Here is a 24,551-nt window from a genome sequence, read left to right on the forward strand (position 1 = left end):
AGGGCCGGCCGGGCCCCGTGCTATCGCCGGAAAAGAAAGGAGGCCAGGCACGAAGTGCCTGGCCGGAAGAAAGGTGGCTGCTCAGAGGGTCGGCAGCGGATCCATCGGCATGTCCAGATACTTCTTGTGCAGCCGGTCGAGCTCGCCGTTCAGGCTGTTGAAGAAGATGAAGCCGTCGAGCCAGCGCACCAGATTGTGCTGGTCCATCTGCACGCCCATATGGGCCGGGCTGCGGCGGATGGTGAACTTGCGCTCGAATTCCTTGTTCGGGTTCTGCTTGGCGAGCGCCTGGGCGACGATCGAGTTGGTCGCGAGCAGATCGGCCTGGCCGGTGATGTAGGCGGCGGCGGCGGTCGCATCGTCCTCGGTGCGCATCACATTGGCCTTGGGCGCCGATTCGGTGATCGCGAGTTCCTGGGTCGTGCCCTTGGCAGCGGCGACGCGAGCCGAGCCGAGGGTCGCTGCGCTGTTCACGGTCGAGGATTTCGGGCCGTAGACCGCGAGGAAGGTGTTGGCATAAGGCGCCGTGAACTGGATCTGGCGGGCGCGCTCCGGCGACAGGCCCATCACCGAGATGACGATGTCGACCTTGTCGGTGAGCAGGAAGGGTATGCGGTTGGCGCCGGTGATCTGCTGCATTTCGAGCTTCACGCCGAGGCCCTTGGCGACCATCTCGGCGAGCTCGATGTCGAAGCCGATCGGCTTGCGGTTGGCGTCCTGAGAGCCGAAGGGCGGCGCATCGAGCGGCACGCCGATGCGAACCACGCCCTTGGACAGGATGTCCTGGAGCTTGTCGGCGCGGGCTTCCGCGGCACCGAAGGCGGCGATGGCCATGGCCGCCAGACCTGCAAACAGCTTACGCATGTGTTTTCTCCCCTCGTGGACCGGAACTGGTTTCTTGGCCTCAGTGCAGCACGGCGCTGAGAAAGGTCTTGAGCTCGGGCGTCTGCGGCTCGGCGAGCACCGCCGCGGCCTGGCCTTCTTCGTGGATCCGGCCCTCGTGCATGAACACGACACGCGAGCCGAACCGGCGGGCGAACCCCATCTCGTGGGTGACGAGGATCATGGTCATCCCCTCCTGCGCCACGGATTCCAGCACCTTCAGCACCTCGCCGGTCAGTTCCGGGTCGAGCGCCGAGGTGACCTCGTCGAACAGCATCAGCTTGGGCTGCATGGCGAGCGAGCGGGCGATGGCGACGCGTTGCTGCTGGCCACCGGATAGCTGCGAGGGAAACGCGTCGAGCTTGCCTTCGAGGCCGACGCGACGCAGCACATCGGCGGCGACCTCGCGGGCCGCTTCCGGGGCCTGCTTCTTCACCACCCGCGGCGCGAGCGTGATGTTGTCGCAGACCGAGAGATGCGGGAACAGGTTGAAGCTCTGGAAGACGATGCCGACCTGCTGGCGCAGCTTGCGCAGATCGGTGGCGGGATCGTTGACCTGAACGCCGTCGACGCGGATCGTGCCGGCCTGGATTTCCTCCAGCCCGTTGACACAGCGCAGCAAAGTGCTCTTGCCCGAGCCGGAGCGGCCGATCACGGCGACGACCTCGCCCTTGGCGACGTCGAGCGAAACGTTCTTCAGCACCTGATTGGAGCCGTAGCTCTTGCTGATTTCCCGGATTTCAACGAGCGACATCGAGCTTCCGCTCGAGCGAGCGGCTCCATTGGGTCAGAGGGAAACACATCAGGAAGTAGATGCAGGCGACGGTGATGTAGACCGCGAAGGGCTTGTAGGTGCCCGCCGCCGTCAGCTGGCCCTCACGGGTCAGCTCGACCAGCCCGATCACCGCCGCGAGCGAGGTGTTCTTGATCAGCTGGACCAGGAAGCCCACGGTCGGCGGGATCGCGACCCGTACCGACTGCGGGATGATGACGTAGCGCAGCTGCTCGGCGAGCGAGAGCCCGAGCGAGGCGCCGGCCTCCCATTGCGTCCTGGCGATCGAGACCAGGGCGCCGCGCCAGATCTCGCCGAGGAAGGCGCTGCCATAGACAGAGAAGGCGACGGCCGCCGCGAGCCAGGGATTGACCGAGATGCCGATCAGCGGCAGCCCGAAGAAGATCAGGAACAGCCAGACCAGCAGCGGCGTGCCCTGGACGATGTGGATGTAGCCGGCAGCCAGCCAGCGCACCGGCGCGAAGGGCAGGATGCGCGCGATCGCGATCGCCAGACCGATGACGGATGCGCCGGCGAAGGCCGTGATGGTCAGCAGCAGCGTCCAGCGCGCCGCGCCGACGAGGTACATCACGTCGATGAAGCCGAATTCTCTGATCATCGCTGCACGAAAGCCAGGCGGTAGATCACCGCGAAGAGGCCCCGGAAGGCGAAGGCGAGCGAAAGATAGAGCACGCCGATGACGGTATAGACTTCGAAGTCGCGGAAGGTGCGCGACTGAACGATCGAGGCGGCATGGAACAGGTCCTCGACCGAGATCTGTGAGACCACGCTGGTCGCCAGCATCATCAGCACGAACTGGCTGGCGAGCGCCGGGAACATCGCCTTCAGCGCCGGGAAGACCACGATATAGCGGAAGACCTGCAGACCCGAGAGCCCGAGCGAATGCCCGGCCTCGATCTGCGCCTTCGGCACCGCTTCGAGGCCGGCGCGCACGATCTCGGTGGTGTAGGCGCCGAGATTGATCACCAGCGCGATCATCGCCGCGGTCAGCCCGTCGAGCCGCAGGCCGAGGCTCGGCAGACCGAAGAAGATCAGGAAGAGCTGGACCAGGAGCGGGGTGTTGCGGATCACCTCGACATAGGCGCCGACGAGGCGGCGCAGCCAGCCCGGGCCGTAGACGCGCGCCGCGGCGCAGAGGACGCCGATCGCCAGACCGCCGACCATCGCGACGCCGGACAAAAGCAGGGTGATCCAGACGCCATCGAGAATCGACTCCCAGGCGGCGAAGACGTCGCGGAACTGGAGACCGTACTTCATCGCGTCAGGCCCACCAGGCCCGCAGACCGGCGGTCCGGTGCCCGACGACTGCCCACGCTTGCTGCGGCAATGGCGTCATGTCTCCCCCTCTTTACGGGGAGGCTGATTGACTTCTTATTTGATGTCAAGCTTCATATATGAAACCAGATTGGTGTGGGCATCATGAGCGACCCCGTCGAAGCCGAGACCGACGACAAGGCCAGCTACGCGGCGCCGGCCCTGGAGAAAGGGCTCGATATCCTCGAACTCCTGGCCGAGGTCGGCGAACCGCTCTCGACCCGCACGATCGCGGAGCAGTTGCGGCGCTCGAAGAGCGAGATCTTCCGCATGGTCTTCGTGCTGCAGCAGCGGGGCTATCTCGAACGTGAGGCCGGGACCGATCGGCTCGGTCTGTCTCGGCGCCTGTTCGATCTCGGGATCCGGACGCCGGGCGGCAAGCAGCTGACCGCGGCCGTGCTACCGCTGATGGAGCGCTTCAGCGAGGAAAGTGGCCAGGCGGCCCATCTCGTCGTCCTCAGCCGGGCGCAGACCGTGGTGCTGGCGACCACGGCGGGCCATCTCGACGCCAGCGTGATCGTCCGGCCCGGCTATGGACGCCCGGCGCTGGAGGCCAATTCCGGCCTGCTCATCCTCGCCTTCCAGTCGGAAGCACGGCGGCGCGCGCTGATGCGCGAGGCTGAGCCGGAGTTCCGCAAGCGGCTCGACCAGCCCGAAACCGAGGCGATCTTCGCGGAGATCCGCGAGCAAGGTCATCGTATCGCGCCGAGCCGCGACATCCTCGCCGTCACGGACATCGCCTGCCCGGTGGTCGGCCTCTCCGGCTATGCCGAGGCCGCGATCCTCGTGCCCTGCCTGAAGCGCCACGGCGTCGCCACTGATGAAGAGGCGATCCTGCTCACGCTGAAAGCCTGCGCCGCCGAAGCCGGCTTACGCCTGCCTCTCGGCTGAGCGCCGAAGCCCAGAAAATCCTCGGCATTTGCCGCAGGGATACCCTGCCCTTGCCACATGCTTTCCAAGATTGGTCGCGATTTTCCCTCTGACCGCAACAAACGGCACGGAGGAGGACCGCAATGGCCGAAACCGCGACGAACACGCAAGCGCCCGTGATGACCGATCCCGAATGGATCGCGCTGGAGAGCATCAGCGAGGAAACCCGGCGCTTCATCTTCGGCGAAGCGATGCTGCGCCTGCTTCAGGGACGCGGCCTCGCCGAGCCCGGCGACGAGCGCTGGAACGTGACCCAGGAAGGCCAGAACGCCCTCCAGGCCCGCAGCAACTGATCAGGCGCCCTTCATCGTCGTTCTTGGCTGGCCGGAACCACCCGGCCGGTTGCAACGGCCTGAGACGATGCGCATCTCTGCGGCAGCGACAGCCAAACGCATGAGCCGGAGCCGCCGATGAAACGCCCCGTCACCATCACCATTTCCCATACGCTCGGGCGCGAAGCCGCCCGGGCGCGTCTGCAGGGCGGCGTCGACAAGGTCCGCGACAAGCTCGGCACGCTGCACATGCAACTCACGCAGGAGGACTGGCAGGGCGACACGCTGCATTTCGGCGTCGCCGCCCTCGGCCAGACCGTGAACGGCAAACTCGACATCGAGGACAGCCTCGTCCGGGTCGAGGTGATGCTGCCCTGGATGCTCGCCGTCTTCGCCGAGAAGTTGCGCCTCGGCGTCGAGAAGCAGGGCCAGATCCTGCTGGAGCACCAGCCGACCAAGGCCTGAGCGCCTGCTCTACCCCTCGCCATCCATCAGCGGGTGCAGGTCGCGCACCAGGCTCTTCAGCCGCTCGTCGAGGATGTGCGTGTAGATCTGCGTCGTCGCGATGTCGGCATGCCCCAGCAATTCCTGCACCACGCGCAGATCCGCGCCGTTCTGCAGGAGATGGCTGGCAAAGGCGTGTCGCAGTACATGCGGGCTGACCTTGGCCGGCGACAGCCCCGCCTCCGCGGCGAGCGTCTTGAGATCGCGCCCGAAGGCCTGCCGGGTCAGATGCCCGCTCTCGCCATCCGACGGAAAGAGCCAGCGCCCGCCGACATCGCCCTGCTGGCGCAGGAAGGTGAGATGCGCGGCGGCCGCCAGCCGCGCCGCCTCGTTGAGCGGCACCAGCCGGTCCTTGTCGCCCTTGCCGCGCACCACCAGGAAGCGCTCGCGCGTCGTCGCGGCCGAGAGCGGCAGGGCGATCAACTCGGAAACGCGCATGCCGGTGGCGTAGAGCATCTCGATCAGGCAGCGCATTCGCAGGCTGCGCGCCTGCGCCGCCGGCGACTGGCCTTCGCGCTCCGCCGCCTGCTGCGCGGTCGCGATCAGCCGGTCGACCTCGGCGACCGAAAGCACCTTGGGCAAGGGGCGCCCGAGCCGCGGCCCCTCGATCGCCGCGGTCGGGTCGCTGCCGACCAGCCCCTCGGTGTAGAGGAAACGATGGAACTGCCGCACCGCCGACAGCCGCCGCGCCGCGGAAGAAGCCTTGAGCCCGCGCTCCGAAAGCTCGGCCAGGAATGCCCGGATATCGGCTGCAGCGACGTCTGCCGGGCCGCCATGTCCGGCGGCGAATTCGAGATAATCGTCGAGGTCGCGCTGATAGGCCTCGATCGTGTTCTTCGCCGCGCCGCGCTCGGCTGCGAGCATGTCGAGGAAGGCGTTCACCCAGGCGCGTGCTTGCCGGGTCATCTTCGGCGACTCATTTCTGCAGCTTCGAGGGCGGCACGACCTCGACCATCTCGCGCGGCTCCGGCTTGACGAAGGTGACGAGCGCGACCATGCCGCCGAACACCAGGCCACCGATCACGGCGAGGAAAGTCAGGAACTTGAACAGCGTCGGCACGGCCGGCGATTTCCTTGTTAACCTTATCGGTTATTCCCGATCCGCGCCCGCCGATGCAAGCCTTGGATCGTCGAGGAGCAGGCGCGCTCGTCGCAGGCCGCGCAGGCTGCTGCCGACGAACCAGCACGCCTCGCCCCGCAAATCCTCGACCCGCAGGGCGGCCTCCCGTGCCCTGCCGGCCTCCAGCAGCTCGCGCCGCAGCACGCCAGGTAGCAGACCGTGCGCGACGGGCGGCGTCTGCAACACACCGTCGCGCTCGAGGAAGACGTTCGCCCGGCTCGTCTCGGTGACGAAGCCCTCGCGGTTGAGCAGGAGCGCATCGTCGCAGCCTTGCGCCTCGGCAGCGGCGAAGCAGCGCTCATAGCGGCTTCGCCGCGTCGTCTTGTGTCGCGCGAACGGGTCAGCGGCATCGCTCCGCTCGGCCGCGATGCCGATCGTCAGCGTCCGCTCCGTCTCCTTCGGCAGCGGCACATGCCGGATCGAAACTGAGCCGTCGCGCCGCAGTTCGAAGCGAACACGCTGTTCGCTCTCCTCCCCGAATCCGCCGGCGCATTCGGCCAGCAGCGCCCTCAAGGCCTCGCCGTCGAAGCGGAAACCCAGCTCCGCCGCCGAGCTGGCGAGTCGTCCGAGATGCAGCTCCAGCCGGCGATAACCTGGCCCCCGCGACCAGAGCAGCGTCTCGAACAGCCCGTAATCCTCGGCAAGATCAGTCAGCACCCGGGCCTTCAGCCGGCACTCCGCGAACTCGCTCGCCGGATCGGAATCGACGACGATGCCGCCGCCGACCCCATAGACGCCGCGCCCGTCCGGCAGCAGCGTCGCCGTCCGGATCGCGACGTTGAAGCGCAGATCGCCATTCGGCGCGATCGCGCCGATCGAACCGGTATAGGCATCGCGCGGTGCCCCTTCGAGCTCGCGGATGATCTCCATGGCGCGCAGCTTGGGCGCGCCGGTCACAGAGCCGCAGGGGAACATCGCCCGGATCAGCTCGCCCGCCGACAGGCCCGGCCGCAACCGGCTCGTCACCTCCGAGGTCAGGGTGTGCAGCGTCGGATAGGTCTCGACGCTGAAGAGCTTTGGCACGGCGACGGAGCCGATCTCGCTGACCCGGCCGAGATCGTTGCGCAGGAGATCAACGATCATCAGGTTCTCGGCACGCTGCTTCGGATCCGCCCGCAACGCTGCCATCGCAACGGCATCGCCCGCCACATCCGTACCGCGTGCGACCGTGCCCTTCATCGGTCGCGTCGTCGCGCCGCCGCCTTGCGTCTCGACGAAGAGCTCGGGCGAAACCGAGAGCAGCGTCGCCGCGCCCGTCGCGACGAGGCCGCCATGGGCGACCGGCTGGCTGGCGCGCAGCGCCGCATAGAGGGCGAGCGGATCGCCGCCATAGCGGAAGCGGATCGGAAAGGTGAGATTGACCTGATAGGCATCGCCCGCTCGCAGATAGTCAAGCACATGCCCGACCGCGGCGGCGTGCTGCGCCTCATTGAGACCGAGCGCGACGGCGTCCAGTGGCGGTGGCGCGGCGACGCCGGCGAATTGCCGGTCGAGCGCGGCAGCATCCAGCGCCTGAGCCTCGCGGAACAACCCGATCCAGAGCAGCGGCAGGGTCCGCCCTTCCGGCAGCAATGGCGCCAGCCGCGGCTCGAAGGCGTAGCCGAGCTCATAGGAGAGAAAGCCCGCCGCATGCAGCCCCGTCGCAAGCCCCGCCTCGATCCGAGCCAGCGCCGCCGGGACCTCGGACAGCCCCTCGGCTTCCACCACCTCGATTGGTTCGGCGTAGAGCAAAGCCGAGCCTGTGCTGCGATCGTCGAGCAGCACGAAGGGCGCGCGTAGAGCTGCGATCTCGACCTCTCCTCCCGACCTCGGCATGCCGCTTTCCTCCCGTCCCTGCATCGGCCGGTAGCAGTCTGACTCGTCGCGGCCGGTCAAGGCGCGGCAGGACCTGCGCGGCGCATCAGGAGGACGTGGCGGCAAAGCATCGCACATGCTAGAGCGGCAAGGAGGAAACGTTGCGATGCTGATGGCCGATACTGTCGAAACGCTTGATGTCGCCGCCCTGCGCACCGCGCTCGGCCGGCGCTCCGTCGTGCTCGTCGGCATGATGGGGTCGGGCAAGAGCTCGGTCGGCAAGCGGCTCGCCACACGTCTCGGCCTGCCCTTCGTCGATGCCGACACCGAGATCGAGACGGCCGCCGGCATGTCGATCCCCGACATCTTCGCCCAGCGCGGCGAGACCGAATTCCGCGACGGCGAGCGCCGCGTCATCGCGCGCATCCTGGCCACTCGTTCGCCCCTGGTGCTGGCGACCGGCGGCGGCGCCTATATGAATGCCGACACCCGCGCCCGCATCGCCGAATTCGGCATCTCGGTCTGGCTCAAGGCCGATGTCGACGTGCTGATGCGCCGCGTGCGCAAGCGTAGCAACCGCCCGCTGCTGCGTACCGCCGACCCGGAGGGGACGATGCGCCGCCTCCTCGCCGAGCGCGAACCGGTCTATTCCCAGGCCGACATCACCGTGATTTCCAGCGACGATCCGCATGAGATCGTCGTCGAAGCCGCGCTCGCCGAGCTCGAGCGTGCAACGAGCAGCCGATGACCAAGCAAGCAGCAGATGCCGCGCGCGCAGAGCGCATTCTCGTTCCCGTTCCGCTCGGCGAGCGCGCCTATGACATCCTGATCGGGCGTCACCAGCTCTGCGAGGCTGCCGGGGTCATCGCCAAGCTCGCTCCGGGTGCCCGCGCCGCCATCGTCACCGACGACAATCTCGCCGCGCTGCACGCGCCGGCGCTGGAAAGCTGCCTGCACCAGGCCGGCATCGCGACGACCCGCCTGACGATCCGGCCCGGCGAGGCCTCCAAATCCTATCCCTGCTTCGTCGAGCTCTGCGACGGGCTGCTGGCCGCCAAGATCGAGCGCAACGATCTCGTCATCGCGCTCGGCGGCGGTGTCGTCGGCGACCTCTCGGGCTTTGCCGCCTCGGTGCTGCGGCGCGGCGTGCGCTTCGTCCAGATTCCGACGAGCCTGCTCGCCCAGGTCGATTCCTCGGTCGGCGGCAAGACCGGCATCAATTCCGGCCATGGCAAGAACCTGATCGGCGCCTTCCACCAGCCGGCTCTGGTGATCTGCGACACCGCTCTGCTCGATACGCTCAGCGAGCGCGAGTTCAAGGCCGGTTATGCGGAGGTGGTGAAGTACGGGTTGATCGACGACGCCGCCTTCTTCGACTGGTGCGAGGCGAACTGGCGGCGCGTCATCGCCGGCGGGCCGGAGCGCGACCATGCCGTCGCCACCGCCTGCCGCGCCAAGGCGGGAATCGTGGTGCGCGACGAGCGCGAGGATGGCGACCGCGCCTTGCTCAATCTCGGCCACACCTTCGCCCATGCGCTGGAACGGCTGACCGCCTATGATTCCAGCCGCCTCGTCCATGGCGAGGCGGTCGCGATCGGCCTCGCGCTGGCCTTCCGCTTCTCGCAGCGGCTCGGCCTCTGCCCGGGCCAGGATGCCGGGCGCGTCGCGGCACATCTTGGCGCGGTCGGCCTGCCCTCGCGGCTGCAGGATGTGCCGGGCGGCGCCGGCAGCGCCGCCGAGATCGTCGAGGCCATGACCCAGGACAAGAAGGTCAAGCGCGGCGCGCTGACCTTCATTCTCGCCCACGGCATCGGCAAGAGCTTCATCGCGCCGGGCGTTCCCGCCGACGAGGTGCGCGGCTTCATCGAAAGCGAACTCGCGGGGGCCTGATCGCACGCCAATGGCCGCGCTCGTCCCCATCGATCCCTGGCTGGCGGTCGCGATCGTCGTCCTCGGCCTGTTGCTGACCGGCTTCCTCTCGGCCAGCGAGGCGGCGCTCAACGCGACATCCCGCGCACGACTCACCGCGCAGGAGAAGGCCGGCAGCCGGCGCGCCGCGATCGCGCTGCGCGCGCTGTCGAACCGCGAGCGCCTGAGCGGCGTCCTCCTGCTCGCACGCACCCTGGTCAAGACCGCGACGGCGGCCTTCGCCACCTATGCCGCCGCGGTCCTCTATGGCGCATCGGGCGCGCTCTGCGCAGCAGCGGCCGTCGCACTGCTCGCCATTCTTTTCGGCGAGCTCGCGCCGCGCATGGTGGCGGTCGCCAAGCCGGACCGCACGGCGCTCTTCTTCGTCCGGCCGGTGGCGCGCCTGCTCACCGTGCTCGGCCCGCCGCTGCGCCTGCTGCAATGGCTGGCGCGGCGCTGCATCGGCCTGTTCGGGCTGCGGATCGATTCGCAGCGCCCCGTGCTCGCGACCGACGAGGTGCTGCGCGACCAGGTCGAGCTGATGCGCCAGCAGGGCACGGTCGAGAAGGCCGATGGCGACATGGTCAGCGGCCTGCTCGACCTGAAGGACCTCGAAGTCGCCGACGTGATGATCCACCGCACCAAGATGCGCACGATCAATCTCGATCTCGGCCCCGAGGCGATCGTGCGCGAGGTCCTCGCCTCGCCCTATACGCGCCTGCCGCTCTGGCTCGAAAAGCCGGAGAACATCGTCGGCATCCTGCACGCCAAGGATTTGCTGCGCGCGCTGGACGCCGCGGGCGGCGATGCCGGCAGGCTCGATGTCGGCGAGATCGCGCTTTCGCCCTGGTTCGTGCCGGTGACGACCTCGCTGCCCGAGCAGCTCAAGGCCTTCCTCGCCCGCAAGACGCATTTCGCCCTCGCCGTCGACGAATATGGCGAGGTCATGGGCCTGGTCACGCTGGAGGACATCCTCGAGGAGATCGTCGGCGATATCCGCGACGAGCACGACATCGCCCTGCCCGGCCTGCGCCCGCAGGCGGATGGCTCGGTCATCGTCGATGGCGGGGCGCCGATCCGCGACCTCAACCGCGCCATGGACTGGAACCTGCCGGACGAAGAGGCGACCACTGTCGCCGGGCTCGTCATCCACGAGGCGCGCGCCATTCCCGAAGCCGGCCAGGCCTTCACCTTCCACGGCTTCCGCTTCGAGGTGATGCGCAAGAGCCGCAACCGCGTCACCGCGCTGCGGATCACGCCGACGGGCAACGGCCCGGCCGAGCCGCCTCCCGCGGCCTGAAGTGGATCAGCCGAGCTTCGCCAGGAAATCGGTCGCCCGGTATCCCTCCGGCGCTCCTTCGACGATGAAGGCGGCGCTGCGCGCATTGCGCGTCCGGAGCGGCAGGATCGCCTGATAGCCCGGCGAGGCGTACCAGGCCTGCGCGGCTTCACGGTCCGGAAAGGCGATGACGACGAGATCGCCCTCCCAGGACCCTTCCAGAATCTTGGGCGTCACGCCATGGATCAGGAAGCGGCCACCGAAGGGCGCGAGGGTCTCGTCGATGCGCAGGATGTAGTCGATGATCTCGGCGTTGCGATCGACATCGCGCAAATGGGCGATGGCATAGGCGGTCATGGCAAGGTCCCCCTGGAGCGGGCCTCGACCCGCGATACCGGGACCATGCGGGCAATGGAGCGGCCGGTCGATTACCTCACAGGTAAGCGAAGCCACCCTAGATCACCGCGCGTCCGTTCGGACGCGGTCACGGTGATCTATCTCATTGTTGTCGCATCGGAGTTGACCGAAAAGTGGAGTCTACTTTTCGGTCCGACGCTATGGCTCACCCCTCGACGATACCCTTGGTCGCCAGCGACGACTCCCTCGCCTCGGCGGGCTTGTCGGTCACGAGATACTGCGCCCGCGCCAGCGCCTCGAAGCGCCCGCCCTTGGCGACGAGTTCCTCGAAGGAGCCCATCTCGATCACCCGGCCCTGCTCGAAGACCAGGATGCGGTCGGCATTGCGGATCGTGGCGAGACGGTGGGCGATGACGAAGGTGGTGCGCCCCTTCATCACCTCGTCTAGCGCCTTTTGCAGCTTCACTTCGGTCGCGGCGTCTAGGGCCGAGGTCGCCTCGTCGAGGATCAGGATCGGCGGGTTCTTGAGCAGCGCCCGGGCGATCGAGAGGCGCTGGCGCTCACCGCCGGAGAGGGTGCGGCCGCGCTCGCCGACGATGGTGTCGAGCCCGTCGGGCTGGCGCGCCATCACCTCCGTCGCCTGGGCGCGATCGAGCGCTTCCATCATCTCGGCATCGGTCGCGTCCGGCTTGCCGACGGTCAGGTTTTCGCGGATCGAGCGGGCGAACAGCATCGGCTCCTGGAAGACGACGCCGATGTTCCGGCGCAGCGAGAGCAGCGAGATCTCGCGGATGTCCCTGCCATCGGCGAGGATCCGGCCCGATTGCGGATCGAAAGCCCGGTGCAGCAGGCCGAGCGTGGTCGATTTGCCCGAACCGGTCGAGCCGACGATGGCAATCGTCTCACCGGGCATGACCTCGAAGGAGACGTCGGCCACGGCGGCGCGCTTGCCGTCATAGGAGAAGGAGACGTCGTCGAAGGTGATGCGGCCTTCGAGGCGGCCGGCATCGGGCGCGCCCGGCAGGTCGCGTACCGCCGGCAGCGTGTCGACCACCTCGAAGAACTCCCGCATCTTCGGCGCCTGCATGAAGATGAAGTTGACGAAGGCGACGATCTGCTCGAGCCGGCCGACCAGCATGGTGGCGAAGCCCATGAAGGTGACGATCTCGCCGACCGTGGTCTGCCCCTGCATCAGGAGCCAGGTGCCGACAACGAAGATCGAGAGCACGGTCAGCGTCGCCGAGGCGCGCGTTGCCACCGTCGCCACCGCCCACCAGGTCAGGACCGGTATCTGCGCTTCGAGCAGGCTGGTGATCGTCGAGCGCAGGCCGCGTACCTCGGCCTCGATCCGGGTGAAGCTCTGGATCACCGGGACGTTGCCGAGCGCGTCCGAAGCCCGCTCGGCGAGGCTCGAATGATAGCTCTCGACATTGCTCTGCAGCTTGTCGGTCTTGCGCAGCACATAGGCCGTCAGCGAGCCGAACAGCACGACCAGGAAGATCAGCAGGAGCCCGAGCTGCCAGTTCTTCCAGAGCGTGAAGGGCAGCAGGATGAAGAGCGCGACGAAGCTCGCGCAATGCTCACGAAAGAAGGAGAGCCACAGCGCCCACATGCCGCTGGTGCCTTCCAGCATCACCTTGAGGACGCGGCCGGAATGGGTCTGCGTGTGATAGGCAAGCGGCAGCGTCAGCGCGTGCTCGAAATAGTTCGCCATCACCGCGAGCCGCCGGCGATGCGCCAGACGATCGGCGAACAGCGCGACGAACACGCCCGCGGCGATGTTGAACAGGCCGAAGCCGACCCAGGCGGCGATCAGGAGGTTGATGTCGCTCCAGCTCGGCCGGTTGCCGGCGTTCTGGACGCTGGTCAGCTTGTCGATCAGCGCACCGAACAGCATCGGCTCGGCGAAAGCCGCCGCCGCCAGGGCGATATTGGCCAATGCCAGGATCAGCCCGAGGCGCCTCTCCGGGCCGAGTTCGCCGAGCACGCGGGCATAGAGCGCAAACAGGGACATCGCAGGACCTTAGAGTACGGGCGCGAGCAGACGACACCGGTTGTGGTGAAAATCCGGCGCGAAATCAAACGGGCTCCATCGCGATTCGGCGAAACCGCCTTCAGATCCCTGCGGCGCCTGCCGGCATGAGGAGTTTCTCAACCTTAACGCTTCCTTCAACCCGCGCGCCCTATCGTTTGGAGCATGCGAGAGGCCGGGCGAGCAGCGTCGGCGGCGACGCGCATCAGGATAGCCTTTTCATGGATCTCGCAACCGGCGTCGGCATTATCGGTGGCATCGCGACGATCGTCTCGCTGATCTTGATCGATGGTGGCAATTTCGCCGCCTATTGGGACAAGCACGCCGCGATCATCATCTTCGGCGGCGCCTCGGCTGCCACCCTGCTGCGCTTCCCTTTCTCGGTGATCGCCAATGGCCTGCCGATGGGCATCCGCTTCGCCTTCACCATGCGCGCCATCCATCCGCGCGAGCTGATCGACGAGATCACCCGCGTCGCCGAGATCAACCGCAAGAGCGGCCCGGTGGCGCTGGAAAACGTCGAGGTCTCCGACCCGTTCCTGGCCCAGGGACTGCGCTACATCGCCGACGGCTACGACAAGGATTTCATCCGCGACACGATGGAGCGCGACCGCGACAACTTCCTGCAGCGGCTCGACGAAGGCTCGAAGGTCTACCGCGCCATCGGCGACTGCGCCCCGGCCTGGGGCATGATCGGCACCATAATCGGCATGGTCACCATGTTCGCCAACATGTCCGACCCGTCCAAGCTCGGCCCGGCCATGGCGACCGCACTGCTGGCGACGCTCTACGGCGCCATGGTCGCCAACATGCTCACCCTGCCGATCGCCGACAAGCTGCACATCAAGCTCGAGGAGGAGGAGATCTCGCGCACGCTGATCATCGACGGCGTGCTGCAGATGCGCGACGCCAAGAGCCCGACCCTGGTGCGCGAAATGCTGCTGGCCTATCTGCCCGATCATCATCGGGCCGAGATGGCGCAAGCCAGCTGAAGGGCCGCTGAACGATGGCCAAGAAGAAGCGCGGCGGCCATGGCGGTCACGGCTGGTTCGTGACCTTCGCCGACCTGATGGCGCTGCTGATGGCCTTCTTCGTCATGGTCGCGGCCTATTCCAGCCAGGACAAGCAGAAGCTGCAGATCGTCGCCGGCTCGATGCGCGACGCCTTCGGCACGCAAAAGGACGTCCGCCTCGCCGGCATCGTCGAGGTCGACGGCATCCCGACCAAGACCCACATCAAGAATTCCTATGTCCGGCCGATCGAGGACGCCTCCGACAACACCGCGCCCAACCACAACCAGCAGAAGGAAGACGGCCTGATCTCGGCGACGCATGATCGCGGCTTTGCGCTCGCCGCCGCCTCGCTGCGTCAGGCCCTGCGCGAGATGCCGGAGATCGGCGAGCTCTCGCGCAACATCCTCGTCGAGGTCTCGGAGACCGGCATCGACATCCAGCTCGTCGACCAGGACGGGCGCGCCATGTTCGACGAGAGCTCGGTCCAGCCCAATGCCAGCATGCGCAAGCTGCTCGCCGCCATCGCTCCGACGCTGCGCCGCATGCCCAACAAGATCGCGATCACCGGCCATACCGCGACGCCGAGGCCGGGCACATTCCTACGTGGCAACCCCTGGGCACTCTCGGTCGGCCGTGCCTCCGCCGTGCGGGAGATCCTCGGCAATGCCGGCGTACCCGACGAGCGCTTCGCCTCGGTCGCCGGCAAGGCCGACACCGAGCCGCTGATCAAGGACAATCCCTATCTGCCCTTCAACCGCCGCGTCGCCATCGTGCTGAAGGCGGACGCGCCGCCCTTGCCCAACGGCGCCAAGCCCTGACGCCTGCCCCGGCCGGGATCAGGGCGCGACGATCAGCGCCCAGTAGACCTGGTATTTCGAACCTGGCGCATAGGCCGAGGCGATGCCCATCCGGGTCGCGCCCGGCGCCTTCATGACGCGATCGTGCTGGGGCGAATCGCGCCAACCGGAAAAGGCCTCCGCCAGCCGCCGGTAGCCGGCCGAGAGATTGGCCTCGGCTCCGGACTGGCCGGCGCGCGCCAGACGTGCCTTGACCGCTTCGGCCTGCGCCGGCTTGTCGGCCGCCGCCATCGCCTTCGCCTCCTGCTCGGCCGCCTGCATCAGCTCCGGATCGAGCTTCAGCGTGGCGAGGCCGGCATTCAGGCGATAGGCCGAGATCGTCGCGCGCGCCGCCTCCGCATCGACGCGCGCCGAGGGCGAGCCGAGATCGCGATAGAAAGCCGGCTGGGTCCGTACCGGCTCGGTGCAGCCGGCGATGTTGAACAGCGTCAGGGCGCCGGCCAGCGCGGCAGGGCAGCTCATTGCGCGCCCACGGGCGGGACGAGCGGAAAACGAAAGCATCGCATCATTCCTTGTTGTCGTCCTTGCCTGCAGCCTCGTCCTTGCCGGCCTCCGGCGCAGAGCCGTTCCTGGTGGGAGCATCTTCCTCGGTCTCGTCCGCTGCGACTTCGTTCGCCGCGCGGGACCGGCTCGCCTTGACCTTGCTCGCTCCCTTCCGCGCGGGAGCCTTGCGCTCGCCGGCGACGGCGGTCGCGATGCTGCCGAGCGACTGCTCGATGCCCTCCAGCCCCTTCACCGTCAACTCGGCGGCCGCTGCCGGCTTCTCGAGCTCGGCGAGGCGCTTGTGGATGACGTAGTTGAGATCGCTGGTGACGCGGCCGACCTGGTCGACGTCACCGACCACGCAGATCAGGTCGAAATCCAGGGTCGTCGTGGCGATCTTCTTGAACAGCACGTTCGGTGGCGGCTTCTTCAGCACGTCGCCATGCTCGGTGCCGGCATCCGCCAGCAGGGAACGCACCTCGGTCGGATCGAATGTGCGCGGCACGCTGATCGAGATCAGCACGCGCCCCGTGCGGTCGGAGCGGACACGGTTGCGCACCACGCCGGAGACCAGGTTCGAGTTCGGCACGACGACCGTGGAACGGTCGAAGGTCTCGATCTCGGTCGAGCGCACATTGATGCGCTTGACGATGCCCTCGGCGTCGCCGACCAGCACCTGGTCGCCGACCCGGATCGGCCGCTCCCAGAGCAGGATCAGCCCGGAAACGAAGTTCGACACCACCGATTGCAGGCCGAAACCGATACCGACGGAGAGCGCCGAGGCGACCAGCGTCAGCCGCTCCAGGCTGAAGCCGAGCGTCGAGACCGCGAGCGCTACGGCAGCTGCATAGCCGAGATAGCCGGCGGCGGTGGTGATTGAATTGCGCAGCCCGGTGTCGAGCTTGGTCGTCGGCAGGAACTTGTCGTTGAGCCAGCCCTGCAGCGAGCGCGTCGCGGCGAGACCAAGCGCGAACATCGCGGCGGCAACGAAGATCGAAGACAGCGAGACGGTGACGCCGCCGACCTGGAAACCGAAGAAGGCCGCGCGCAGGGAGGTCAGGAAGTCAGCCGATTCCAACCCCCAGGGCGCCAGGACCAGCATGATCGTCACGACGATCAGCACGATCTTGAGCACGCCGGTGAGCACCACCGCGAATTTCTGCAAAGTGGCGGCGCGCAGGCCGACGCCCGTCCGCAGGGTCAGCGCGAAGCGCCCCTCGCCGGTCAGGAGATTGCCGATGCCGAGCTCGATCAGTTGCATCAGCAGCACGAAGAGGCCCGCGAGGATCCCGAGCCAGAGCACCTGCTCGGTCAGGAAGGTGGCGAGCACGACATAGCCGAGCAGCACCGCCAGGATGATGGCGACGCCGACCACCCAGGACAGGATGCGCACCGGACCGAGGCTGGCCCCGTCGACCGGGACATAAGGGCCGAGGCAGGCTTCCTGCTCGATCTCGTCATTGTCGCGCAACCGGTAGAGGCCGACGACCAGCGTCAGCGCAAAAAGCGCGGCGAGGACGCTGCGCACGATGATCGACAGTGTCAGACCGGCGGCGATCGCCTGCAGCCAGGCTTCGAGAACCTTGCCGCTCGCCATGACGATGGCGAGCCAGCCGGCCATCCAGACCACAGTGCGCGCGGTCGATTCCATCACGCTGACCAGCCGGCGCTGCGGCTCGCCCGGGGCGAACAGCGCGTCCGCCAGTGCCTGGACGAAGGCGAAGAGCGCGAGCCCGTAGACGATGGCGAGGATCACCGGCTGGATGCGGGGCGGCAGCAGGCCGGCCGTGTTGAGTGCGGCATAAATCAGCCAGCTCGCCAGCGCCGGCGGCGCCGAACGGGCGAACAGGCGGATAATCGCGCCATAAAGGCAACGGACCTCGCTATCGGTCTCATGCGCTGCGAGACGATTGCTCAACCGCGGCAGATAGCGCGCACGGGCAATATAGAGGCCGATCGCGCCTATGAAGCCGAGCAGGACGAGCACCCCGCGTGGGCTCAGCAGCGCGGCGCTGAAGACCGAGAGCCAATCACCGAAGACGAGATGCGAGGCGCGGATATCCGACGGCAGGGTCGTGACCGTCGCGGCCCAGGTATCCGGGCTCAGCGGCGAGGGGCCGGGCGCGAACAGCATCTTGGCGAAGCGCTCGCGCCTGAGGTCGCTGATCGCCGTCTGCAGCTGCTCGGCCTGGAGCTGGGTCGCCCGGGCGAGCTTGAGCGACTCGTCGGCCTCGGAGAACCCCTTTTCGCGCGCATCGCGCTCCTTGGCGACTTCAGCGGCTTCCGGCGGCGCCTTGGCGTCCGGCTTCGGCCCGAGCTGCTCGAGCCGTGCCCTCGCCTGCTCGAAGCGCGGTGCCTGTTCCTCGGTCAGGGCGCGGATCTGGTCGAGCAGGGGCTGTAGGCGCAGCCTCTGCCGCTGCAGCTCGGCATCGGAGGCATTGGGATTGCCCAGCGCCGACTCGATCTGGGTCAGCTCGCCCCTGATCGAATCGACCCTGGCGCGCGCGGCCGCCGGGTCGGCCGGCTGGGCCAGCGCCGAGAGCGGCAGCAGCAGGAAGAGCCCGAACAGGGCGGCGCCGAGTCGGCCGCCCAGAACGGCGAAGGCGTTACGGGCTTTCGACGTCACTGGCATTCCGATCTCGCCGGGCTGATTCGCGTCCTTGCGCAGCCTCGCCACCGCTGCGCGGCGAAATCAAGCATGCCGGAGAAAAGCGGTTGCGGGCGGGCTTCGCGGCGATGCCGCGCCGGCCGGCAAGGTTCGGAGAAGGACATCACATTCCCGTGAAAACGAGCCTGGATACTGCGGTCACGCAGCGCCATTTCGGCAAGAAACCGGACAGCATGATGGCGGAACCTCGTCGCTGCGGCGGCTTCGCGCTCCGGCCACGGCGTTACCCCCGCCCCCGCGAGACCGTGATCGCCGCCATGCCGCAGAGGTACTGGCGCTCCCACGCCAACTCGGTTTGTATTTCGTCCAATATAAATCTGGCCCGGAGCGGCCGGAACGACCGAACGGCGAGGCGCGCTGGCTCTCTCGCCAGCTCTGGAATCGAAACCGGGAGGTTTGCGATGGCTAAGCTCAACATCAACGGCAAGACGATCGATGTGGAGGTCGACGGCGACACGCCGCTACTCTGGGTCATACGCGAGCAAATCGGCCTGACCGGCACGAAATATGGCTGCGGCGTCGCTCAATGCGGCGCCTGCACCGTGCATGTCGACGGTGTCGCCACGCGCTCCTGCTCCATGCCGGTGAGCGCCGTCACGGCCGAGCAGAAGATCGTCACCATCGAGGGGCTGTCGCCCGATGGCAGCCATCCGCTGCAGAAGGCCTGGATCGAGCACGACGTGCCGCAATGCGGTTTCTGCCAGAGCGGCATGATCATGGCCGCCGCAGCCATGCTCCAGGCCAATACCAAGCCGTCGGAAGCCGATATCGCGGCCGAGATGACCAATATCTGCCGCTGCGGCACCTATAACCGCGTCAAGGCCGCCATTCAGCAGGTCGCCGCCGGCGGCGAGCTCGGCCGCGGCTGAACCCTGTTTCCCTTCACAGCGCCGGGCTCGATCGCGATCCGCCGAATGGCCGCTCGCCTCGCCCATGCCGACCAGAATCTGGAGGACGCCATGACATCCGCCTCTGCCGTCGAGATGAAGCTCTCCCGCCGCAGCCTGCTCGCCGGCTCGGCCGCCGCCGCTGGTGCCTTCAGCTTCGGCTTTTCGGTGCCCTTCGCCGACGAGGCGCTGGCCCAGGGCGCGACGCCCGAAATCAACGCCTGGGTCGTCGTCCAGCCCGACGACAAGGTGGTGATCCGCATCGCCCGCTCCGAAATGGGCCAGGGCACGCTCACCGGCCTCGCCCAGCTCGTCGCCGAGGAGCTGGAATGCGACTGGGCCAAGGTGACGACCGAATATCCGACGCCCGGCCAGAACCTCGCGCGCAACCGCGTCTGGGGCAATTTCTCGACCGGCGGCAGCCGCGGCATCCGCGAATCCCATGACTATGTCCGCAAGGGCGGCGCGGCTGCGCGGATCATGCTGGTCCAGGCCGCGGCCGGCGAATGGAAGGTCCCCGCCGCCGAATGCAGCGTCAGCAAGGGGGTGATCACCCACAAGGCGTCCGGCCGTTCGCTGCGCTATGGCGAGGTCGCGGCCGCCGCCGCCAGGCTCTCGCCGCCGAGCGAGGTGCCGCTGAAGGATCCGAAGGACTGGACCATCGCCGGCAAGCCGTTGAAGCGGCTCGACACCGCCGACAAGACCAACGGCAAGAAGATCTACGGCATGGACTTCAAGCTGCCGGGGATGCTCAACGCCGCGATCAAGGACTGCCCGGTCTTCGGCGGCAAGGTGAAGAGCTTCGACGCTGCAAAGATCAAGGACATGCCCGGCGTGAAGCATGTCGTGCCGGTCGGCGACAGCGCCGTCGCGGTCGTCGCCGACACCTGGTGGCGCGCCAAGACCGCGCTCGACGCGCTGCCCATCGTCTGGGACGAGGGCGAGCACGCCAAGGTCTCGAGCGAGAGCATCGCCGCCTGGCTGAAGGAGGGGCTCGACGCGCCGCAGGCAGCCGTCGGCAACCAGGTCGGCGACGTCAAGGCGGCGATCGCCGGCGCGGCGCGGACGATCGAGCAGGTCTATTCCTATCCGTTCCAGAACCATGCCTGCATGGAGGTGATGAACGCGACCGCACTCTACACGCCGGAGCGCTGCGAGGTCTGGACGCCGACCCAGAACGGCGAGGCGGCGCTGGCCGCGACCGCCGAGGCCTCCGGCCTGCCGCTGGCGAAATGCGAGGCCTACAAGATCGATCTCGGCGGCGGCTTCGGCCGGCGCGGCGCGGTGCATGACTGGGTCCGCCAGGTCGTCGCGATTGCCAAGCAGATCCCGGGCACGCCGGTAAAGCTGATCTGGTCGCGCGAGGAGGACATGCTGCATGGCCGCTTCCATCCGGTGACCCAGTGCAAGCTGACAGGTGCGCTCGACAAGGACGGCAACCTGACCGGCCTGCACATGCGCATTTCCGGCCAGTCGATCGTCGCCGGCATCTTCCCGCAGAACATCCAGAACGGCCGCGACCCGGCCGTCTTCCAGGGCCTCAACCCGCCCGGGCCGGAGGCCTCGATCGGCTACACCGTCCCGAACCTGCTGATCGACCACGCGATGCGCAACCCGCATGTGCCGCCGGGCTTCTGGCGTGGGGTCAACCTGAACCAGAACACGATCTATCTGGAATGCTTCATCGACGAGCTCGCTCATGCCACCGGCAAGGACCCGCTCGAATTCCGCCGCGCGCTGATGAAGAGCCATCCCAAGCACCTCGCCGTGCTCAATGCCGTCGCCGAAAAGGCCGGCTGGGGCACCAAGGCGCCCGAAGGCGTCTATCGCGGCATCTGCCAGACCATGGGCTTCGGCTCCTATGTCGCGGCGGTCGCCGAGGTCTCGGTCAGCCCCGAGGGCAAGCTCAAGGTCCACAAGATCACTGCCGCGACCGATCCGGGCCATGCCGTGAACCCGGCGCAGATCGAGCGCCAGGTCGAGGGCTCCTTCGTCTACGGCCTCTCCGCCGCGCTGTTCGGCGAATGCACCGTCAAGGACGGGCGCATCGTCGAGGAGAATTTCGACAGCTATCCGGTCATGCGGCTGGAGGACATGCCGGCGGTCGAGACGGTGATCGTGCCCTCGGGCGGCTTCTGGGGCGGCGTCGGCGAGCCGACCATCGCCGTCGCGGCGCCGGCCGTTCTCAACGCGATCTTCGCCGCCACCGGCAAGCGCGTGCGGTCCATGCCGCTCCGCCACGCCGATCTGCGCAAGGCGTGAGGTTGCGCGACACTGCGAGAGGCAAGTTGCCCTTCGCGAAAACACGAGGTCATCCCGGCCGGAGCGAAGCGAAGAGCCGGGATCCATGCCGGAACGCTGACCTGAAAAGCTCAGGCATGGCTCCCGGGTCGACCTGCAGTCGCCCGGGACGGCTGGCGCTTGTCCTGGCAACGCTTCTCGCTGCTCCGGCGGGCGCCCTCGAAGCCTATACCGTCGCCGGCGACGCGATCCCGGCGCCGCTCGGAGGCGAGATCGGAGACGCCTCCCGCGGGCGGGTGCTGGTGCTCGACCGTACGCGCGGCAACTGCCTGATCTGCCACTGGGTGCCTGAGCCGGACGAGCCTTTCCAGGGGACGATCGGCCCGCCACTCGCCGGCGTCGGCGCAAGGCTCACTGCCGGCCAGTTGCGGCTGCGCTTGGTCGACACCAGCCTGCTCAACCCGGAAACCGTGATGCCGCCCTATTTCCGCACCGAAGGATTGCGAGACGTCGCCCCGCAATTTCGCGGTCTGCCGGCCCTCAACGCCCAGGAGATCGAGGATGTCGTCGCCTATCTCGCCAGCCTGCGCACGCCCTGAAGCCGGCCCCTCGCGGCGCGAGGTGATGGCGGCCGGCGCCGCCGGCTTCGCGCTGGCCATCTCGCCCGCAGCAGCTTATGCCGCCGCGCCTCCCGCCCTCGCCGAGCTGATCGGGCGTATCACCGGGGGAGCCGTCCCGGCTCGCGGCGGCATCGTCTTCGACATCCCGCAGCTGGTCGAGAACGGCAATTCGGTCGATGTCGCGATCCAGGTCGAATCTCCGATGACCGAGAGCGACCATGTCCGCTGGATCCATGTCATCGCCGAGAAGAACCCTTATCCCGACATGGCGCGCTTCCATCTCGGTCCTCGCAGCGGCAGGGCCGACATCCGCGCCACCCTGCGTCTCGCCACCTCGCAAAAAGTCGTGGCGATCGCCTCGCTGAGCAGCGGCGGCTATGTCATGGCCGACGCCGATATCGTCGTGACGCTCAGCGCCTGCATCGACGGAGGCTGACTTCATGTCGACGTTCAACGCCCGCATCACCATGCCGGCCGAGGCCAAGGCCGGCGAGATCATCGAGATCCGGGTGCTCGTCCGCCATCCCATGGATCGCGGCGGACAGGTCGACGCGGAGGGCCGCATCGTACCGCGCAAGATCCTCAACCGCCTCACCGTGACCTATGCCGGCGAACCGGTCTTCCGCTTCGACATGCATACCGGCATCTCGGCCAACCCCTTCGTCAGCTTCACCACCCGCGCCCTCGAAACCGGCGACCTCCATTTCGAATGGCGCGAGGATGGCGGGGCGGTCTTCACCCGCACCGCGCGCCTCGTCGTGACGTGAGCCGCCAGTGACGACACGCGCGGCCCTGTTCATCGGCTTGTCGCTCGCTGCGACTATGGCCTCAGCCCAGGAGATCAAACCGGGCAGCGCCTTCCTCTCGCCGGAGATGCTCCGGCAGCAATCTGACGAGGCCCGCAATCCCGGCTTCCTCTGGGTCGAGCAGGGCGGGGAACTCTTCAGCCGGCACAGCGGCGGGACGCCGGCCTGCATCGCCTGCCATGCCGATCCGGAGCGAAGCCTGAAGGGCGCCGCGACCCGCTATCCGCAGGTCGATGCCGCCAGCGGCAAGCTGCTCAATCTCGAAGGGCGCATCGAGCAATGCCGCACGCAACGCCAGAACGAGCCGGCCTTCGGCTATGAAAGCCCTGAACTGCTGGGGCTCACCGCCTATGTCGCCTCGCTCTCGCGCGGCCTGCCCATGGCCGTCGCGACCGAAGGGGCGGCCAAGCCCTATCTCGAAGCCGGCAAGGCCTTCTATGAGCGCCGGCAGGGCCAGCTCAACCTCTCCTGCCGGCAATGCCATGACGGTCTCGTCGGCGAAAAACTGCGCGGCGACACGATCAGCCATGGCATCGGCACCGGCTATCCCGCCTATCGCCTCGAATGGAACGGCGTCGGCTCGCTGCACCGGCGCCTGCGCGCCTGCTCACTCGGCGTCCGCGCCACGCAGTTCGACTATGGCGCCCCGGACTATCTCGCGCTGGAACTCTATCTCGCCGCGCGCGCCAAGGGGCTGGCCTTGGAGAGCCCCGGCCTGCGACGCTGATCAGCCGGATTGGCTTGGCCCGGCGGGCCGAAGCCGCCACGATGGCGGCACATTCCTGTCGGAGATGCGGCGGATGCTGCGCCTGTCTGCCCTGTTCGCTCTGCTGATCTGCGCCACCGCCGCGCTCGCGCAGCCGGTCGCGGAACCGCAGGCTCCGGTCGTCGCGGCTGGCCCTGCCGCAAATCCCGCCGCCGCGACTGCCGCTGCGCCGCCGCCCGCTGCGAACCCCGCCCCCTTCGTCCTCAAGGACACCGAGGTCAGGACGATCCGCGCCAAGGCGCTGCAGCGCGATTACGAGATCTATGTCGCCCTGCCGCCATCCTACCATTCTTCGCCGCGGCGGCGCTTCCCGGTGCTGTTCGTCAGCGACGGCGACTATTCCTTCCCACTGGTCCGCAGCATCGCCCAGCGCGTCGGCAACCGCGCCCAGGGGCTGGAGGAGTTCATCCTCGTCGGCCTCTCCTATGCGATCGGCGATACCAGGCAATACAGCCGGCGGCGCGACTACACGCCGACGCCGAACGGCGAGAAGACGAGGGACGAATCCGGCCGCCCGCCGCTCTTCGGCGAAGCGGAAGGCTATCGCCGCTTCCTCGCCGAGGAGCTGATGCCCTTCGTCGCCGCGACCTATCGTACCGACACCACCCGCAGCATCTATGCCGGCCACTCCTATGGCGGCCTGTTCGGCGTCCACATCCTTCTGACCGAGCCGAAGATGTTCTCGCACTACATTCTCGGCAGCCCCTCGCTCTGGTTCGACCAGAAGGTGATGTTCGCCCGCGAGAAGGCCTATGCCGACGCCAACAAGGATCTGAAGGCGAATGTGCTGATGGCGATCGCCTCCTATGAGACGATCAACAAGGCCTCCAACGACCCGCGCTTCAGCCGCAACCTAGACATGATCGCCGACATGCAGGACTTCGAGAAGGCGCTGCGCTCGCGCGAATATCCCGGCCTGTCGCTGACCAGCGAGATCATCCCCGGCGAGGACCACCTCACCGTCTTCCCGGCGGTGATCACGCGCGGGCTGCTGTGGGCGCTGCCGGCGAAGCGGGATTGAAGCG

The 24,551-nt window shown here is 67.7% G+C and carries 26 protein-coding genes; 15 read left to right on the plus strand and 11 right to left on the minus strand.

What is annotated here, in order from left to right; all coding sequences use genetic code 11:
• Positions 1–81: 81 nt before the first annotated feature.
• The 4 genes from ACWGRX_RS09380 to ACWGRX_RS09395 are packed head-to-tail and all read right to left on the minus strand — an operon-like array spanning position 82 to position 2,932.
• Positions 82–864, minus strand: a complete 783-nt coding sequence (locus ACWGRX_RS09380; RefSeq protein WP_452117314.1) for a transporter substrate-binding domain-containing protein — start codon at positions 862–864, stop codon at positions 82–84.
• Positions 865–904: 40 nt separating this feature from the next.
• Positions 905–1,636: an amino acid ABC transporter ATP-binding protein gene (locus ACWGRX_RS09385; RefSeq protein WP_291649351.1), complete on the minus strand. Its 732-nt coding sequence runs from the start codon at positions 1,634–1,636 to the stop codon at positions 905–907.
• Positions 1,623–2,273 carry an amino acid ABC transporter permease gene (locus tag ACWGRX_RS09390; RefSeq protein ID WP_452117315.1) on the minus strand — a complete coding sequence of 217 codons (651 nt, stop codon included), beginning with the start codon at positions 2,271–2,273 and terminating at the stop codon, positions 1,623–1,625. Before ACWGRX_RS09390 ends, ACWGRX_RS09385 begins: the two co-directional genes overlap by 14 nt.
• A complete protein-coding gene (locus ACWGRX_RS09395) occupies positions 2,270–2,932 on the minus strand; it encodes an amino acid ABC transporter permease (protein ID WP_291649348.1) in 663 nt (220 codons plus the stop codon). Before ACWGRX_RS09395 ends, ACWGRX_RS09390 begins: the two co-directional genes overlap by 4 nt.
• Positions 2,933–3,094: 162 nt before the next feature.
• On the opposite strand from ACWGRX_RS09395, the gene ACWGRX_RS09400 reads away from it, so the two are divergent.
• The 3 genes from ACWGRX_RS09400 (at position 3,095) to ACWGRX_RS09410 (ending at position 4,656) form a co-directional block, all read left to right on the plus strand.
• On the plus strand, positions 3,095–3,880 hold the full coding sequence (locus tag ACWGRX_RS09400; protein ID WP_291641770.1) for an IclR family transcriptional regulator: 786 nt from the start codon (positions 3,095–3,097) through the stop codon (positions 3,878–3,880).
• A gap of 122 nt (positions 3,881–4,002) precedes the next feature.
• Entirely contained in the window at positions 4,003–4,212 is a 210-nt protein-coding gene (locus ACWGRX_RS09405) for a hypothetical protein (RefSeq protein WP_452117316.1), read from the plus strand.
• Positions 4,213–4,329: 117 nt separating this feature from the next.
• On the plus strand, positions 4,330–4,656 hold the full coding sequence (locus ACWGRX_RS09410; protein ID WP_452117317.1) for a polyhydroxyalkanoic acid system family protein: 327 nt from the start codon (positions 4,330–4,332) through the stop codon (positions 4,654–4,656).
• Positions 4,657–4,665: 9 nt separating this feature from the next.
• On the opposite strand, the gene xerD is transcribed toward ACWGRX_RS09410, so the two are convergent.
• Genes xerD through ACWGRX_RS09425 form a run of 3 tightly spaced genes read right to left on the minus strand, consistent with a single transcriptional unit; the run spans position 4,666 to position 7,630 of the window.
• The gene (xerD, locus tag ACWGRX_RS09415; RefSeq protein WP_452117318.1) at positions 4,666–5,601 is read right to left on the minus strand and encodes a site-specific tyrosine recombinase XerD; all 936 of its coding nucleotides are present in this window, start codon (positions 5,599–5,601) and stop codon (positions 4,666–4,668) included.
• 10 nt (positions 5,602–5,611) lie between these two features.
• On the minus strand, positions 5,612–5,755 hold the full coding sequence (locus tag ACWGRX_RS09420; RefSeq protein ID WP_291641778.1) for a histidine kinase: 144 nt from the start codon (positions 5,753–5,755) through the stop codon (positions 5,612–5,614).
• A gap of 30 nt (positions 5,756–5,785) precedes the next feature.
• Entirely contained in the window at positions 5,786–7,630 is a 1,845-nt protein-coding gene (locus ACWGRX_RS09425) for an aminodeoxychorismate synthase component I (RefSeq protein WP_452117319.1), read from the minus strand.
• A gap of 145 nt (positions 7,631–7,775) precedes the next feature.
• Here ACWGRX_RS09425 and ACWGRX_RS09430 point away from each other — a divergent pair, with 145 nt between their 5' ends.
• The 3 genes from ACWGRX_RS09430 to ACWGRX_RS09440 are packed head-to-tail and all read left to right on the plus strand — an operon-like array spanning position 7,776 to position 10,817.
• The gene (locus ACWGRX_RS09430) at positions 7,776–8,357 is read left to right on the plus strand and encodes a shikimate kinase (protein WP_452117320.1); all 582 of its coding nucleotides are present in this window, start codon (positions 7,776–7,778) and stop codon (positions 8,355–8,357) included.
• Positions 8,354–9,499 (plus strand): 3-dehydroquinate synthase, encoded by a 1,146-nt coding sequence (aroB, locus tag ACWGRX_RS09435; protein WP_452117321.1) that lies wholly within the window; start codon positions 8,354–8,356, stop codon positions 9,497–9,499. Before ACWGRX_RS09430 ends, aroB begins: the two co-directional genes overlap by 4 nt.
• A gap of 10 nt (positions 9,500–9,509) precedes the next feature.
• Positions 9,510–10,817, plus strand: a complete 1,308-nt coding sequence (locus tag ACWGRX_RS09440) for an HlyC/CorC family transporter (protein WP_291640782.1) — start codon at positions 9,510–9,512, stop codon at positions 10,815–10,817.
• Positions 10,818–10,823: 6 nt separating this feature from the next.
• Here ACWGRX_RS09440 and ACWGRX_RS09445 read toward each other — a convergent pair whose 3' ends face one another.
• Entirely contained in the window at positions 10,824–11,153 is a 330-nt protein-coding gene (locus ACWGRX_RS09445) for a DUF1330 domain-containing protein (protein WP_452117322.1), read from the minus strand.
• A 205-nt stretch (positions 11,154–11,358) separates the two neighbouring features.
• On the minus strand, positions 11,359–13,167 hold the full coding sequence (locus ACWGRX_RS09450) for a glucan ABC transporter ATP-binding protein/ permease (RefSeq protein ID WP_291640778.1): 1,809 nt from the start codon (positions 13,165–13,167) through the stop codon (positions 11,359–11,361).
• 239 nt (positions 13,168–13,406) lie between these two features.
• On the opposite strand from ACWGRX_RS09450, the gene ACWGRX_RS09455 reads away from it, so the two are divergent.
• Complete coding sequence (locus tag ACWGRX_RS09455) at positions 13,407–14,177, plus strand: motility protein A (protein ID WP_452117323.1); 771 nt, start codon at positions 13,407–13,409, stop codon at positions 14,175–14,177.
• A gap of 14 nt (positions 14,178–14,191) precedes the next feature.
• Positions 14,192–15,016 (plus strand): OmpA/MotB family protein, encoded by an 825-nt coding sequence (locus ACWGRX_RS09460; protein WP_452117324.1) that lies wholly within the window; start codon positions 14,192–14,194, stop codon positions 15,014–15,016.
• Positions 15,017–15,034: 18 nt separating this feature from the next.
• On the opposite strand, the gene ACWGRX_RS09465 is transcribed toward ACWGRX_RS09460, so the two are convergent.
• Positions 15,035–15,517, minus strand: coding sequence for a CAP domain-containing protein (locus tag ACWGRX_RS09465; protein WP_452117325.1), 483 nt, complete (start codon positions 15,515–15,517; stop codon positions 15,035–15,037).
• A 43-nt stretch (positions 15,518–15,560) separates the two neighbouring features.
• Entirely contained in the window at positions 15,561–18,164 is a 2,604-nt protein-coding gene (locus tag ACWGRX_RS09470; RefSeq protein ID WP_452117326.1) for a DUF3772 domain-containing protein, read from the minus strand.
• 443 nt (positions 18,165–18,607) lie between these two features.
• Here ACWGRX_RS09470 and ACWGRX_RS09475 point away from each other — a divergent pair, with 443 nt between their 5' ends.
• The 7 genes from ACWGRX_RS09475 (at position 18,608) to ACWGRX_RS09505 (ending at position 24,547) form a co-directional block, all read left to right on the plus strand.
• A complete protein-coding gene (locus ACWGRX_RS09475; protein WP_452117327.1) occupies positions 18,608–19,075 on the plus strand; it encodes a (2Fe-2S)-binding protein in 468 nt (155 codons plus the stop codon).
• Between the two features lie 90 nt (positions 19,076–19,165).
• On the plus strand, positions 19,166–21,355 hold the full coding sequence (locus tag ACWGRX_RS09480; RefSeq protein WP_452117328.1) for a xanthine dehydrogenase family protein molybdopterin-binding subunit: 2,190 nt from the start codon (positions 19,166–19,168) through the stop codon (positions 21,353–21,355).
• A gap of 116 nt (positions 21,356–21,471) precedes the next feature.
• Positions 21,472–21,933, plus strand: coding sequence for a sulfur oxidation c-type cytochrome SoxX (gene soxX, locus ACWGRX_RS09485; protein ID WP_452117329.1), 462 nt, complete (start codon positions 21,472–21,474; stop codon positions 21,931–21,933).
• Entirely contained in the window at positions 21,896–22,390 is a 495-nt protein-coding gene (locus tag ACWGRX_RS09490) for a thiosulfate oxidation carrier protein SoxY (protein ID WP_452117330.1), read from the plus strand. The genes soxX and ACWGRX_RS09490 overlap by 38 nt, the downstream gene beginning before the upstream one ends.
• Before the next feature lie 4 nt (positions 22,391–22,394).
• Positions 22,395–22,721, plus strand: coding sequence for a thiosulfate oxidation carrier complex protein SoxZ (soxZ, locus tag ACWGRX_RS09495; protein ID WP_452117331.1), 327 nt, complete (start codon positions 22,395–22,397; stop codon positions 22,719–22,721).
• 7 nt (positions 22,722–22,728) lie between these two features.
• Positions 22,729–23,487 carry a sulfur oxidation c-type cytochrome SoxA gene (gene soxA, locus ACWGRX_RS09500; RefSeq protein WP_452117332.1) on the plus strand — a complete coding sequence of 253 codons (759 nt, stop codon included), beginning with the start codon at positions 22,729–22,731 and terminating at the stop codon, positions 23,485–23,487.
• 73 nt (positions 23,488–23,560) lie between these two features.
• A complete protein-coding gene (locus tag ACWGRX_RS09505) occupies positions 23,561–24,547 on the plus strand; it encodes an alpha/beta hydrolase (RefSeq protein WP_452117333.1) in 987 nt (328 codons plus the stop codon).
• Positions 24,548–24,551 lie beyond the last annotated feature (4 nt).

Source organism: Allobosea sp. NPDC055594 (assembly GCF_053618995.1).

Bases quoted from the DNA above. Each gene is read 5' to 3' on its own strand.
- ACWGRX_RS09380 (WP_452117314.1), bottom strand. From the start codon at position 864: ATGCGTAAGCTGTTTGCAGGTCTGGCGGCCATGGCCATCGCCGCCTTC.
- ACWGRX_RS09385 (WP_291649351.1), bottom strand. From the start codon at position 1,636: ATGTCGCTCGTTGAAATCCGGGAAATCAGCAAGAGCTACGGCTCCAAT.
- ACWGRX_RS09390 (WP_452117315.1), bottom strand. From the start codon at position 2,273: ATGATCAGAGAATTCGGCTTCATCGACGTGATGTACCTCGTCGGCGCG.
- ACWGRX_RS09395 (WP_291649348.1), bottom strand. From the start codon at position 2,932: ATGAAGTACGGTCTCCAGTTCCGCGACGTCTTCGCCGCCTGGGAGTCG.
- ACWGRX_RS09400 (WP_291641770.1), top strand. From the start codon at position 3,095: ATGAGCGACCCCGTCGAAGCCGAGACCGACGACAAGGCCAGCTACGCG.
- ACWGRX_RS09405 (WP_452117316.1), top strand. From the start codon at position 4,003: ATGGCCGAAACCGCGACGAACACGCAAGCGCCCGTGATGACCGATCCC.
- ACWGRX_RS09410 (WP_452117317.1), top strand. From the start codon at position 4,330: ATGAAACGCCCCGTCACCATCACCATTTCCCATACGCTCGGGCGCGAA.
- xerD (WP_452117318.1), bottom strand. From the start codon at position 5,601: ATGACCCGGCAAGCACGCGCCTGGGTGAACGCCTTCCTCGACATGCTC.
- ACWGRX_RS09425 (WP_452117319.1), bottom strand. From the start codon at position 7,630: ATGCCGAGGTCGGGAGGAGAGGTCGAGATCGCAGCTCTACGCGCGCCC.
- ACWGRX_RS09430 (WP_452117320.1), top strand. From the start codon at position 7,776: ATGCTGATGGCCGATACTGTCGAAACGCTTGATGTCGCCGCCCTGCGC.
- aroB (WP_452117321.1), top strand. From the start codon at position 8,354: ATGACCAAGCAAGCAGCAGATGCCGCGCGCGCAGAGCGCATTCTCGTT.
- ACWGRX_RS09440 (WP_291640782.1), top strand. From the start codon at position 9,510: ATGGCCGCGCTCGTCCCCATCGATCCCTGGCTGGCGGTCGCGATCGTC.
- ACWGRX_RS09445 (WP_452117322.1), bottom strand. From the start codon at position 11,153: ATGACCGCCTATGCCATCGCCCATTTGCGCGATGTCGATCGCAACGCC.
- ACWGRX_RS09450 (WP_291640778.1), bottom strand. From the start codon at position 13,167: ATGTCCCTGTTTGCGCTCTATGCCCGCGTGCTCGGCGAACTCGGCCCG.
- ACWGRX_RS09455 (WP_452117323.1), top strand. From the start codon at position 13,407: ATGGATCTCGCAACCGGCGTCGGCATTATCGGTGGCATCGCGACGATC.
- ACWGRX_RS09460 (WP_452117324.1), top strand. From the start codon at position 14,192: ATGGCCAAGAAGAAGCGCGGCGGCCATGGCGGTCACGGCTGGTTCGTG.
- ACWGRX_RS09465 (WP_452117325.1), bottom strand. From the start codon at position 15,517: ATGAGCTGCCCTGCCGCGCTGGCCGGCGCCCTGACGCTGTTCAACATC.
- ACWGRX_RS09475 (WP_452117327.1), top strand. From the start codon at position 18,608: ATGGCTAAGCTCAACATCAACGGCAAGACGATCGATGTGGAGGTCGAC.
- ACWGRX_RS09480 (WP_452117328.1), top strand. From the start codon at position 19,166: ATGACATCCGCCTCTGCCGTCGAGATGAAGCTCTCCCGCCGCAGCCTG.
- soxX (WP_452117329.1), top strand. From the start codon at position 21,472: ATGGCTCCCGGGTCGACCTGCAGTCGCCCGGGACGGCTGGCGCTTGTC.
- ACWGRX_RS09490 (WP_452117330.1), top strand. From the start codon at position 21,896: ATGTCGTCGCCTATCTCGCCAGCCTGCGCACGCCCTGAAGCCGGCCCC.
- soxZ (WP_452117331.1), top strand. From the start codon at position 22,395: ATGTCGACGTTCAACGCCCGCATCACCATGCCGGCCGAGGCCAAGGCC.
- ACWGRX_RS09505 (WP_452117333.1), top strand. From the start codon at position 23,561: ATGCTGCGCCTGTCTGCCCTGTTCGCTCTGCTGATCTGCGCCACCGCC.